Raw genomic sequence first — 12940 nt, forward strand, 5'->3', positions numbered from 1 at the left:
CCTGGATATGACTTAGACGAGGCCCAGAACGGCCAGCAGCATGTCGATGAGCTTGATGCCAACAAACGGCACGATCAGCCCGCCCAGGCCATAGATCAGCAGGTTGCGGCGCAGCAATATGGCGGCGCCCACGGCGCGGTACTGCACGCCGCGCAAGGCCAGCGGCACCAGGGCGATGATGATCAGTGCATTGAAGATCACGGCACTGAGGATGGCGGAATCGGCGCTGTGCAGCTGCATCACGTTGAGCGAGGCCAGTTGCGGATAAGTGCCCACAAAGGCGGCAGGAATGATGGCGAAATACTTGGCCACATCATTGGCAATGCTGAAGGTGGTCAACGCACCGCGCGTCATCAGCATCTGCTTGCCGGTCTCCACCACCTCGATCAGCTTGGTGGGGTTGCTGTCCAGGTCCACCATATTGCCGGCCTCTTTGGCAGCCTGGGTGCCGCTGTTCATGGCCACGGCCACATCGGCCTGGGCCAGGGCAGGAGCATCGTTGGTGCCGTCCCCCGTCATGGCCACCAGGCGGCCCGCCGCCTGGTGCGAGCGGATCAGCTGCAGCTTGTCTTCGGGCCTGGCTTCGGCCAGGTAATCATCCACCCCTGCCTCGGCGGCAATGGCGGCCGCCGTCAGCGGGTTGTCGCCCGTCACCATCACCGTCTTTATGCCCATGCGGCGCAGTTCGGCAAAGCGCTCGCGCATGCCTGGCTTGACGATGTCCTTGAGCTCGATCACGCCCAGCACCTTGGCGCCATCGGCCACCACCAAAGGCGTGCTGCCCTTGCGCGAGACGTTGTCCACGGACAGTTGCACCTGAGCCGGGAAGCTGCCGCCCAGCGCCTCGACATGCCTGCGCACGGCATCGGCGGCGCCCTTGCGCAAGCTGCGCAAGCCTTGCGGGCTCTGCAGATCCACTCCACTCATACGCGTCTGAGCGGTAAAGGGCACGAACTCACCCGGGAAATCCGCACTGCTGCGATCGGGCAGGCCATGGCGCTCCCTGGCCAGAGCCACCACGCTACGGCCTTCAGGTGTTTCGTCTGCCAGAGACGACAGCTGTGCGGCTTCGGCCAGCTGCGCGGCGCTCACTGCGGGGGCCGGCAGAAAATCGCTGGCCTGGCGGTTGCCCAGGGTGATGGTGCCGGTCTTGTCCAGCAGCAGCACGTCCACATCACCGGCAGCCTCCACGGCCCGTCCCGAAGTGGCGATGACATTGGCCTGCATCATGCGGCTCATGCCGGCCACACCGATGGCCGACAGCAGGCCACCAATCGTGGTCGGAATCAGGCAGACCAGCAGCGCAATCAGCACGGCAACACCGACCACCGAGCCCGTTCCGGCCTGTGACACCGCAAAGGCCGAGAAGGGCCACAGCGTGACGATGACCAGCAGGAAGACCAGCGTCAACCCCACGAGCAAAATCGTCAAAGCCATCTCGTTTGGAGTCTTCTGGCGCTTGGCCGATTCGACCATGGAGATCATGCGATCCAGAAACGACTCGCCGGGGTTGACCGTGACTTCCACCACCAGCCAGTCCGACAGCACGCGCGTGCCGCCGGTCACCGACGAGAAGTCGCCTCCGGCCTCGCGGATCACGGGTGCTGATTCGCCGGTGATCGCGCTTTCGTCCACCGAAGCAACGCCTTCTATCACCGTGCCGTCAAGCGCAATCGTGTCGCCGGCTTCCACGAAGATGACCACGCCCTTGCGCAGCTCGCTGGCGCGCATGGGAATCCATGAGCTGCCGAAATGCGGTTGTTGCAGCAGCTTGGCCACCGTATCGCGCTTCATGCCGCGCAGGCTGGCGGCCTGGGCGCGGCTGCGGCCCTCGGCCAATGCTTCGGCAAAGTTGGCAAACAGCACGGTGAACCACAGCCACAGCGCAATCGCCAGGACAAAGCCGCTGTTCTCGCTGCCCGGCTCCATCAGGCTCTGCCACCACAACAGACTGCTCAGGATCGCACCCAGATACACCACAAACATCACAGGGTTGGCCCACTGCGTACGCGGCGAGAGTTTGCGCAGCGCATCCCACAGAGCCGATTTCGCCAGCTTGGCATCGAGCAGGCTGCGGCCTGCCGTCATTTTCTTGGTGCTCATGGCTTACTCCTTCACTGCGCTGGTGGCGGGCTGCAAGGCATCCAGCGCCAGATTGAGTTGCAGCACATTCACGCGCGGCTCGCCTAGCAAGCCCAGCGTGCGCTGCTCTGTTTTCTGCGCCAGCAATGGCTGCACCTGGTCTGGCGAGATCCCTCGCGCCCTCGCCACACGCGGCAGTTGCAGCAGCGCATTGGCCATAGAGATATGCGGGTCCAGGCCCGATGCCGACGCCGTGACCGCATCCACCGGCACCGCCAGGTCTGCGGCCAGACCGTTATCGGCGCGGTACTGTGCGACACGCTGCGCCACGGCTTCGGACAAGTCCTTGTGCGTGGCCCCCTGGTTGCTGGCACCGGACAGGCCGGCGTTGTAGGGAGCCGCAATGTTTGCCCCTTCCTGACTCGGATCGGGAGCGACTGTGGCGCTGGGACGGCCATGGAAGTACTGCGGCCCGGTGAATTGCTGACCGATCAGGGCCGAGCCCACGATCCGGCCCTGGCGTTCGATCAGGCTGCCATTGGCTGCATGCGGGAACAGTGCCTGCGCCACACCCGTGGTCAGCAAGGGATAGGCAATGCCGGAGATCGCCATCACCAGCAGGGCGGCGCGCACGCTGCTGCCCAGCAGATGTGGCCAGGAGGCGGATTGCGCCTCGGGCTGCGCTTGAGCATGGCTTGGCAGCACTGAAGCGCAAAGAGTTTGAGTCGATGTTTTCATGATTTGCTCCCTGGTCTGCAGCCTTGCATGGACTGCAGACCATTGGCATCAATTGGAAGAAGGCGTCAGGCGTACAGCTGAGCCACAAGCATTTGCAGGTGCTCGATCACGGGCCCCAGAGCCAGCGCCGGCAGAAAGGTCAGACCGCCCACCACCAGCACCACAAACACCAGCAGGCCCATGAACAACGGCGTGGCCGTGGGGAAAGTGCCCGGGCCTGGAGGCACGGTGGCCTTGGCCGCCAGGCTGCCGGCCACGGCCAGCATGGGCACAAGCGTCAGAAAGCGCCCCGCCAGCATGGCCAGGCCCGTGGTGGTGTTGAAGAAGGGCGTATTGGCATTCAGCCCTGCAAAAGCCGAGCCGTTGTTGGCCGTGGCCGAGGCATAGGCGTAGAGAATCTCCGAGAAGCCATGCGGGCCGCGGTTGTTGAGGCTGGCTGCGGCATCCGGCCAGAGCACGGCCAGCGCCGTGAAGCCCAGAACGCAGGCCGGCGGCACCAGCACCGCAAGCATGACCAGCTTGATCTCGCGCACCTCGATCTTCTTGCCCAGGAATTCAGGGGTACGACCAATCATCATGCCGGCCAGAAACACCGTGAGGATGGCGTACTGAATCAGGTTGATCAGTCCCACGCCGTCGCCGCCGAAGACGCAGTTGAGCATCATCTGCGCCAGCGGCGTGATGCCGCCCAGCGGGGTCAGCGAATCATGCATGGCATTGACCGAGCCCGTGGTGGCCGCGGTGGTGGTAGCCACGAACAAGGCCGTATCGGCAATGCCGAAGCGCAACTCCTTGCCCTCCATATTGCCGCCGCTCTGGGTCAGGCTGTATTGCTGATCGGCTCCGGCGCGCGCCAGCAGCTGGCTGCCGTTTTGCTCGGCCACAAACACCAGGCTCAGAAAGCCGACGAACATCACCATGCAGGCAGCAAACAGCACCCAGCCCTGCTTGCGGCGCAGCAGCATGGAGCCGAAGGCGTAGGTCATGCCGGCCGGGATCAGCAGCATCGAGAGGATGTGCAGCAGATTGGTCAGCGGCGTCGGGTTCTCGAAGGGATGGGCTGCATTCATGCCGAAGAAGCCGCCGCCATTCGTGCCCAGATGCTTGATGCTTTCCAGGCTGGCCACCGGCCCCATCAGCAGCTGCTGACGGCCACCTTCGAGCGTCGTCGCCACCGCGTCGGTGTGCAGAGTCTGCGGAATGCCCTGCCAGACATAGACCAGGGCCATGATGAAGGAAAGCGGCAGCAGCACGCGCCAGAACACACGCACGAAGTCGACCCAGAAGTTGCCGACATCCTTGCTACTGGATCGCGCCAGGCCGCGCACAAAGCCGGCACCGGCAGCAACACCCGTGGTGGCACCGGCAAACATCAGAAAGGTGATGACCACCATCTGCGTTGCATTGCTCAGGCTGTTCTCACCCGAGTAGGCCTGCCAGTTGGTGTTGGTGATGAAGGAGGCTGCGGTGTTGAAGGCCAGGTCGGGCGCCTGCGCCGCGATCTCCAGCGGGTTCAGCGGCAGTGCGCCCTGCAGGCGCAGCAGCAGATAACCCAGCAGCATCATCAGCGCATTGCTCAGAACCAGAGCGGTGCCATAGCGCTGCCAGCCCATGCGCTCCTGCGGGTTCACGCCCATGACCCGGTAGCTCAGGCGCTCCAGCCAGCCATGACGCTCGCTGGTAAAGCAGCGTGCCAGCCATTGGCCCATGGGTATGGTCAGCAAGGTTGCCGCAGTCAGCACGGCGGCAAATTCCATCCAGGGTAACCACATGATCCACCCCTTTCACAGACGCGCCAGGGCGCGCACAAAGCCCAGCAGTCCGACAAAGCAGACCACCGTCAGGCTCACAAAAATCAGGTCTTGCAGCACTTGCATGGCGGCCCCTTCAGAATTTCTCGGGGCGCAGCAGCGCATAGCCCAAATAGGCAAACAGCCCCAGCGCCGTCAGGGCGGCCAGGGCTTCAATCCAGGTGATGGTCATTTCATTCCTCCCGCAAGCCGTTCACGCGGCTTGATTGCGATGGAGGAACTGTAGGAATTCGCCCGTCAAGAACGGGTAGAGATTGGGCGTGCCGATATCAAGACGGTATCAAGAAGCGGCTCGATTCGCGGCCGCAATCCCGGCCAGCCACTGAACGCGCAAGGCCAGCACGATGACCAGCGCCAGTACAGCCAAGGCCACGGAGCCCACGCCCGTCCAGCCCCAGCGCGACCAGAACCAGCCCGCCCCGGCCCCCAGTACGCTGGAGCCCATGTAATAGCCCCAGAGGTATAGCGATGATGCGTGCCCCTTGGACTGCGTGGCCAGTCGCCCCACCCAGCCGCTGGCCACCGAATGCGCGATGAAAAACCCTGCCGTCAGCAGGACGATGCCGAGCACGATGACGGCCAGCGGCTGCAACAGGGTCAAAACCACGCCCGCGGCCATCAGCAAAGTGCCAGCAACCAGCACCGGGCCGCGACCCAGCCTGTCGGCCAGCCCCCCGGCAATCGGCGACGCCGCCGTGCCCAGCAGATAGGCGTAGAAGATATGGCTGATCTGCAGCTGGCTCAACTGATAGGGCGATGTGCTGAGCAGAAAGCCGGCATAGTTGTAGATGCTGACAAACACGCCCATCAGGCCGAAGGCGATCAGGAACAGCAGCGGCAGGCCCGGGTGGCGCAGATGCCGGCCCCAGGCCTGCAGGTGATACCGGGCACCCAGCCCGGTCTTCTTGACGAAGTTGCGCGAGTTGGGCAGCAGCCAGACAAAGCCCAGGGCTGCCAGCAGGTCAAGCACCGACAGCGCAGCCATGGCGTGGCGCCAGCCCCAGAACTCGGTCATCGCGCTCATGCCGACCCGGCCCAGCATGCCGCCCAGCGCCGTGCCACCCACATACAGGCCCATGGCAAAGCCCAGGCCGGGCGGATCGATCTCCTCGGACAGATAGGCCATGGCCACGGCAGGCACGCCGCCCAGCAACAAGCCTTCCAGCGCGCGTGCGGCCAGCAGCGCATGCCACTGCGGCATGAACGAAGCCAGCAGATTGCACAGCGCCGCCAGTGCCATGGAGATGAACATCAGCTTGCGCCGCCCCAGCCCCTCGGACAAGGCCCCCGCCAGCACGATGGAGCCGGCCAGGCAGGCCGTGGAGACCGACAGCGCCAGCGCGCTCTGTGCCGGACTGACGGCAAAGCTGTGGACCAGCTCGGGCAGCAGCGGCTGCACGCAGTACAGCAGAGAGAAGGTGGCAAACCCCGCCAGGAACAGTGCCACGCTGACCCGCCGGTACTCGGGCGTGCCGCGCTTGATCCATACCGGAGCGGCAGAGGCTGGAGACTGGATGGGCCAGGAGGTGTTCACATCCTGCGGGGCGCTGTTCATGAGGGGCAAATAAGGACCGGAGACTAGGCCGCTATTGTGCTCCGCATCTGCCCGCGGCCGGAGCCAGCGGCCCCGGGCAATGGCGTCGCCCGTCCCGCATTTGCCGGAGCATCTCCATGAATTGGCCCTGCCGTTAAAATAAGCGCCCTCAAGACTTATTCACAGGTCTGCCCTGCATGGGTGCGGGCCTGGTGCGGCAAACGGACCGCCGCACCTTTTGTTGTCACAGCCGGCGTTCTCCGGCTGTATTTACAGCTCTCAATACTGTGTCATACGCCCCAGAAACTCGGCGCCGTCGTACGTTCGCCATCATTTCCCACCCGGACGCGGGTAAGACCACGCTGACCGAAAAGCTGCTGCTGTTCTCGGGCGCGATCCAGATTGCCGGCGCCGTCAAGGGCCGCAAGGCCTCGCGCCACGCCACCTCCGACTGGATGGAAATCGAAAAGCAGCGCGGCATCTCGGTGGCCTCGTCGGTGATGCAGATGAGCTACCGCGACCATGTGATCAACCTGCTCGACACTCCCGGCCACAAGGACTTCTCGGAAGATACCTACCGCGTGCTGACGGCCGTGGACTCGGCGCTGATGGTGATCGATGCGGCCAACGGCGTGGAATCGCAGACCCGCCGCCTGATCGAGGTCTGCCGCCAGCGCGACACGCCCATCATCTCCTTCATCAACAAGTTCGACCGTGAAGTGCGCGACCCGCTGGACATCATGGACGAAGTCGAGCGCGAGCTGGGCATGCCCTGCTGCCCCATCACCTGGCCCGTGGGCCAGGGCAAGAGCTTCGGCGGCATCATCAATCTGCGCACGCAGAGCATGACGGTGTTCACCCCCGGCAGCGATCGCGGCCCCAAGGACTTCGAAGTCATCCCTCTCAGCGAAGGCGACAAGCTGCGCGCACGCTTTGGCAAGGCTTTCGACGATGCCCTGGAATCCATGGAACTGGCCGTTGGCGCCTCGGCCGAATGGAACCATGAGGCCTTCCTGGCAGGCAAGCTGACCCCCGTGTTCTTCGGCTCCGGTGTGAACAACTTCGGTGTGATGGAAGTGCTGGACGCCGTGGTCGACATGTCGCCTCCGCCCGGCCCACGCGTGGCTTTCACCGAGGTGAACCGCGTACGCGAAGAAAAGATCATTCGCCCTGAAGACAAAGGCTTCTCGGGGGTGGTTTTCAAGGTCCAGGCCAATATGGACAGCAACCACCGCGACCGCATCGCCTTTGTGCGCGTGGCCAGCGGCAAGTACACGCCTGGCATGAAGATGAAGGTGCAGCGCACCGGCAAGGAACTGCGCCCCACATCCGTGGTGACCTTCATGAGCCAGCGCCGCGAGGCCGTCGACGAAGCCTATGCGGGCGACATCATCGGCTTCACGATTCACGGCGGCGTGCAGTTGGGCGACTCCATCACCGACGGCCCCAGCCTGCAGTTCACCGGCCTGCCCTTCTTTGCCCCCGAAATGTTCATGACCGTGGTGCTCAAGAACCCGCTGCGTACCAAGCAGCTGCAGCAAGGCCTGATGCAGCTGGGCGAGGAAGGCGCGATCCAGGTCTTCAAGCCCGATGTCGGCGGCAATATGCTGCTGGGCGCCGTGGGCCAGCTGCAGTTCGAAGTGGTGCAGCACCGCCTGAAGACCGAGTACGACTGCGACGTGCGCCTGGAAGGCTGCCAGTACACCGGGGCGCGCTGGATCACGGCCGACTCGCCCGCCGAGCTGCGCGAGTTCGAGAACGCCTACCCCATGCGTCTGGCGCATGATGCGGCCGACACCCTGGCCTATCTGTGCACCAGCCCCTATGACGTGCGCCTGGCGCAGGAGCGTTTCCCCAAGATCCACTTCCACCCGCTGCGCGAGCATGCGGGCCTGGCACTGGGCTCGGCGAATTGAGCGTGATCACCCCCTGAGGCGCTTCGCGCCTTCCCCCTCTCTGGCTTCGCCGGAGGGGGACGACATCCTCGCTGCGAGGCGGCTCTTGCTCGATGTCTCTGAGTTGGACCGCGCTAGCTTCAGGCGAGGATCAACATCGAGAGAGTTTGTTGTGAGCCAAGAATTTCTGCGTCCTTTGTCTGAGCTGCAGACGCCTGCCAAGCTGCTGGGCGTGCTGACCGATATCGACGACACGCTGACCACCGACGGCGTGGTGCCCGAGCATGTGGTGGCCGCGATTGCGCGCCTCAAGGATGCGGGCCTGAAGGTCGTGCCCATCACCGGCCGCCCCGTGGGCTGGAGCGTGCCCTTTGCATCGGCCTGGCCCGTGGACGCCATCGTGGCCGAGAACGGTGCCGTGGCCCTGCGCCGCAATGCCCAGGGCGGCCTGGACAAGCTCTACCAGCAATCCGCCGACGAGCGTGCCCGCAACTTTGCCCGTATGCAGCAGGTGCTCGAGCAGATCGAGGCCACCGTGCCCGGCGCCAGACGCGCCACGGACTCGGCCGGCCGCGAATGCGATATCGCCGTGGACCACAGCGAATTCACGAACATGCCCCAGGCACAGATCGATGAATGCGTGGCCATCATGAAGGCGGCCGGCATGAACGCCACCGTCAGCTCCATCCACATCAACGGCTGGTTCGGCGAGCACAACAAGCTCGAAGGCGCGCGCTGGATCACACGCGAGCTGTTCGACATCGATCTGGACGCCACGCTGGCGCGCTGGGTGTATATCGGCGACTCGACCAACGACCAGCAGATGTTCGAGCACATGCCCCACAGCGTGGGCGTGGCCAATATCGCGCGCTTCGTGCCCCAGCTCAGGCATCTGCCGCGCCATGTGACCTCGGCCGAGCGCGGCGACGGCTTTGTGCAGCTTGCCGATCAGTTGCTGACTCAGCAAAAATAGTAGCTTCAACCGCTCTTTGCTTAAAGATTTCACTATCAAAACAATCTGAAATCGTTTGGAAACAAGCGCAAGCAGCTCTCATTTTCAAAGGCCTCCGTGCTTGCCGGCACAGAGGCCTTTTTTGACGCCCATCCATCGCCAAACACGATGCACCCACCCGTACAAGACGACCCCCGGATGCGTAAAAACCCACGGTTGGCACTCACTACAATTTTTGATTCATTTCAAAACACTTCTGAGAGACCAACACCATGCGCATGATTCGCCGCACCTTCGTCGCCACGGCCGTGGCAGCAACAGCTGCCCTGAGCGCAGGCACTGCATTTGCCCAGGGCAAGGAAGTCAAGATCGGCTATGCGCTGGCCGTCAACTCCCACTACGGCGCGGCCGCCAACGCCTGGGCCGAAGGCGTGGAAAAAGGCACCAACGGTGCCTACAAGTTCAAGCAGTTCCCCGCCTCCGCCCTGGGCGGCGAGCGTGAGCTGATCGAAGGCCTGCAGCTGGGCACTGTGGAAGCCGCCATCGTCTCCACCGGCGCCCTGAGCAACTTCGTGCCCGATGTGGGCGTGGTGGACATTCCCTTCCTGTTCCGCGACACCCAGCACGCACGTGCCGTGATGGACGGCGCTTTCGGTCAGGAGCTGCTGGCCAAGTTCCAGAAGCGCGGCCTGATCGCGCTGGCCTGGGGCGAGCAGGGCTTTCGCCACCTGAGCAACAACAAGCATGCCGTCAATGGCGTGGCTGACCTCAAGGGCCTGAAGATCCGCGTGACCGAGAACCCCGTGCACATCACGGCCTTCCGCACCCTGGGTGCCTCGCCCACCCCCATGTCCTGGCCCGAAGTCATCGGTGCGCTGCAGCAGGGCACAATCGACGGCCAGGAGAACCCCATCTCCGTGCTGGTGTCCGCCAAGCTGTGGCAGGTGCAAAAGCACCTGACCCTGACCTCCCACGTCTACGCCCCCATGGCCCTGATCGTGTCACCCTCGTTCTGGGGTTCGCTGAACGCGGCCCAGAAGACCGCCTTCACGGAAGCCGCCAAGAAGGGTGCGCTGGCATCGCGCGCCTTTGTGGACAACGTGGAGAAGAAGGGCGTTGAAGAAGCCAAGGCCAACGGCATGAAGGTCGTGGAGAAGGTCGACCAGGCCGCCTTCCGCACAGCGCTGGAGCCCGCGTACAAGGAATACGCCAAGAAGTTCGGCCAGAAGACGCTGGACTCCATCACCGCCGTCAAGTAAGCACTGCCAACATGGGCCTGTCTCCTCGGAGACGGACCTATGCATTTTTCTCCCTCCTGGGCAAGGCAGGTCCTTGCCCGGCTGCGGTCAGCACGAATGGACTTGCGCCAATTCCTGCCGATGATGATGCAGCTCTCAACTTTGTGATGCAGCCAGCTCTTGCGGCAGGTTTCGCCGCTGCCCCTGCTCACCCCCACTCCTATGCTTGATCGTATCGAACGCATTCTCGTGGCCGGCAATCGCTGGCTGCTGATCTTGCTGCTGCTGGCCATGGCCTGCATCGTTTTTGCCAATGTGGTGCTGCGCTACACCACGGGCGACTCCATCGTCTGGGCCGAAGAAGTGGCCCGCCACATGATGATCTGGGTCACTTTCCTGGGCGCAGGCCTGGTGCTGCGCTTTGGCGGCCATGTGGCCATCGACAATCTGCACCGCAGCGTGAGCACCCGCAAGGCACAGGCCATGCGCGGCTTTGTCGTGCTCATACTGGCGGTCTTCTTTGCCGTGATGACCGTGACCTCCTCGCAGTATGTGTACGCCACGCGCTTTCAGACCACGGCGGCCACGGACATCCCGATCTCCTATATCTACGGCGCCATGCCCGTGGGCTTTGTGCTGATGCTGATCCACCTGCTGTTCATCGCACGCGGCTACATCACCGCCGGCAGCTTCGCCGAGTCCGATGAAATGGATGCGGACGCCGCAGCGTCGATATGAAACACCCCCTGAGTCGCTGCGCGCCTTCCTCCTGGAAGGGGGACGACAGCCTCGCCGCGGGGCGGCGCGGCCGGCACAGACCCTTGCTCGCTGTCCCTGGCTTGAGCCAGGCCAGTTTTATGCGTTGCGCCACAAATCTGAGTCGCTGCGCGCCTTCCCCCTTAAAGGGGGACGACAGCCTAGCTGGGGTAGCCTTAGCTGCGGGGCGGCGCGGCCGCCGCAGGCCCTTGCTCGCTGTCCCTGGCTTGGGTCAGGCCAGTTTTATGCGTTGCGCCACGAATCACTGATCGATTGAAACATCATGGGTATCACTTTATTTGTTGCCATCATCGTCCTGCTCACGCTGGGCTTTCCGGTGGCGTTTGCGCTGGCCATCTCGGCCGCCCTGGCGGTCTTTGTGGGCGGACGTTATCCACAGCTGATCGTCTTCAAGGAAATGTTCACGGGCATCGACAGCTTTCCGCTGATGGCCGTGCCCTTCTTCATCCTGGCCGCAGAACTGATGTCGGGCGGTGCGCTGACTGCCGTGCTGCTGCGCTTTGCCGCCCAGTTCGTCGGTCATCTGCGCGGCGGCCTGGGCTATGCCAATGTGCTGTCGCTGACCATGTTCTCGGGCATCTCGGGCTCGGCCCTGGCCGATGCTGCCGGCCCCGGCTCCATGATGGTCAAGATGATGGACAAGGCCGGCTACAGCCGACCCTATGCGGCCGCACTGACGGCCAGCACCGCCATCGTCGGCCCCATCATTCCGCCATCGGTCAGCATGATCATCTATGCGCTGCAGGATGAGAAGGTGTCCGTGGGCGGCCTGTTCATGGCCGGTTTCATTCCCGGCATTCTGATCGCGCTGGCCATGGCGGCCGTCAACTGGTGGGTCTGCAAGAAGCGCAACTACCGCAGCACCGAGCCGCGCCCCTCGGCCCGCGAGATGTGGAGCACCAGCTTCAAGGCCATCCCCGCGCTGATGCTCATCGTGCTCATCGTGGTTGGCATTCGCTTCGGCATCTTCACGCCCACGGAAGCCTCCGTCGTGGCCGTGTTCTATGCCCTGGTCTGCGGCAAATGGGTTTACCGCACGCTCAGGTGGTCGGCCCTGCCCGGCATTCTGGCGCGCTCGGCCATGCTCACGGCCTCGGTGCTGCTGGTGATGGCAACCTCGGCCGCCTTTGCCTGGGTGCTCACGGTGGAAGGCATTCCGCAGTACCTGTCCGAGCTGATCGTGAGCTGGGAGCTCTCGCCCGTGATGTTCCTGATTGCCGTGAACATTCTGCTGCTGGTCTTCGGCATCTTCATGGAGCCGCTGCCCGGCGTGATGATTCTGGTGCCCATTCTCGCGCCCATCGCCTTCAGCCTGGGCATCGATCCCACGCACTTCGCCATGGTGGTGATCGTCAACCTCACGCTGGGCATGATCACGCCGCCGGTCGGCGGCCTGCTGTTCGTGACGGCCGTGTCCACGCGCGTGTCCATCACCGAGCTGACGCGCGAGATGCCGCTGTTCCTGCTGGCCCACTTCGTCGTGCTGTGCCTGCTGACCTTCATCCCGGCACTGTCCACCTGGCTGCCGCACACGCTGGGCTTCCAGTAAAGCGGACTGTGCTGGACCACAAGGCCTGCGTGCATCACGGAGGCCTTTTTTTCGATCAAAAATCGGTGCCGCGGCCCCATGAACACCATGCACCTGCCTTGGCAGAAATGGCACTGGTGATGCGTGATGATGGTGAGGTGTGTTGTGGAAGGACGCGCTGCATGCGCCGTATCGGCCGCCCTTGCGTGCGCGCTACAAGCGACGTTCACTCACTTCCACGCACGCGCCCAGCGCCCCGAAATGCTGCACCAGGCGGTCCTTTTGTGTTAATTTCCACGCAAAACTGACCCGCCATTTCCATCTCAAACTGACCCACCCTTTGGCTTGAGCCGTAAGGCTCAAGATGTGGATAAGGTTTTGTTTC

General features: G+C 63.6%; 10 protein-coding genes. 5 read left to right on the top strand and 5 right to left on the bottom strand.

The window, feature by feature from the left end; genetic code table 11:
• Positions 1 to 12: 12 nt before the first annotated feature.
• The 5 genes from kdpB to ACWGXF_RS03430 all read right to left on the bottom strand — a co-directional run bounded on the left by kdpB (position 13) and on the right by ACWGXF_RS03430 (position 6186).
• Positions 13 to 2103, bottom strand: a complete 2091-nt coding sequence (gene kdpB / locus ACWGXF_RS03410) for a potassium-transporting ATPase subunit KdpB (protein WP_256629703.1) — start codon at positions 2101 to 2103, stop codon at positions 13 to 15.
• A gap of 3 nt (positions 2104 to 2106) precedes the next feature.
• Positions 2107 to 2820 carry a K(+)-transporting ATPase subunit C gene (kdpC, locus tag ACWGXF_RS03415; RefSeq protein WP_087866354.1) on the bottom strand — a complete coding sequence of 238 codons (714 nt, stop codon included), beginning with the start codon at positions 2818 to 2820 and terminating at the stop codon, positions 2107 to 2109.
• Positions 2821 to 2885: 65 nt separating this feature from the next.
• Positions 2886 to 4592, bottom strand: a complete 1707-nt coding sequence (gene kdpA, locus ACWGXF_RS03420) for a potassium-transporting ATPase subunit KdpA (protein ID WP_087866353.1) — start codon at positions 4590 to 4592, stop codon at positions 2886 to 2888.
• A 115-nt stretch (positions 4593 to 4707) separates the two neighbouring features.
• Complete coding sequence (kdpF, locus tag ACWGXF_RS03425; protein WP_003061706.1) at positions 4708 to 4803, bottom strand: K(+)-transporting ATPase subunit F; 96 nt, start codon at positions 4801 to 4803, stop codon at positions 4708 to 4710.
• Between the two features lie 108 nt (positions 4804 to 4911).
• Positions 4912 to 6186 (bottom strand): MFS transporter, encoded by a 1275-nt coding sequence (locus ACWGXF_RS03430; protein ID WP_452101683.1) that lies wholly within the window; start codon positions 6184 to 6186, stop codon positions 4912 to 4914.
• Between the two features lie 266 nt (positions 6187 to 6452).
• Here ACWGXF_RS03430 and ACWGXF_RS03435 point away from each other — a divergent pair, with 266 nt between their 5' ends.
• The 5 genes from ACWGXF_RS03435 to ACWGXF_RS03455 all read left to right on the top strand — a co-directional run bounded on the left by ACWGXF_RS03435 (position 6453) and on the right by ACWGXF_RS03455 (position 12576).
• Positions 6453 to 8081 carry a peptide chain release factor 3 gene (locus ACWGXF_RS03435; RefSeq protein WP_012836917.1) on the top strand — a complete coding sequence of 543 codons (1629 nt, stop codon included), beginning with the start codon at positions 6453 to 6455 and terminating at the stop codon, positions 8079 to 8081.
• A 151-nt stretch (positions 8082 to 8232) separates the two neighbouring features.
• Positions 8233 to 9033, top strand: coding sequence for an HAD-IIB family hydrolase (locus tag ACWGXF_RS03440; RefSeq protein ID WP_012836916.1), 801 nt, complete (start codon positions 8233 to 8235; stop codon positions 9031 to 9033).
• 251 nt (positions 9034 to 9284) lie between these two features.
• The gene (locus tag ACWGXF_RS03445; RefSeq protein ID WP_087864783.1) at positions 9285 to 10271 is read left to right on the top strand and encodes a TRAP transporter substrate-binding protein; all 987 of its coding nucleotides are present in this window, start codon (positions 9285 to 9287) and stop codon (positions 10269 to 10271) included.
• Positions 10272 to 10472: 201 nt separating this feature from the next.
• On the top strand, positions 10473 to 10988 hold the full coding sequence (locus ACWGXF_RS03450) for a TRAP transporter small permease (RefSeq protein ID WP_202787949.1): 516 nt from the start codon (positions 10473 to 10475) through the stop codon (positions 10986 to 10988).
• A gap of 301 nt (positions 10989 to 11289) precedes the next feature.
• Positions 11290 to 12576: a TRAP transporter large permease gene (locus tag ACWGXF_RS03455; RefSeq protein WP_256629700.1), complete on the top strand. Its 1287-nt coding sequence runs from the start codon at positions 11290 to 11292 to the stop codon at positions 12574 to 12576.
• Positions 12577 to 12940 lie beyond the last annotated feature (364 nt).

The organism is Comamonas sp. HJ-2, from assembly GCF_053615495.1.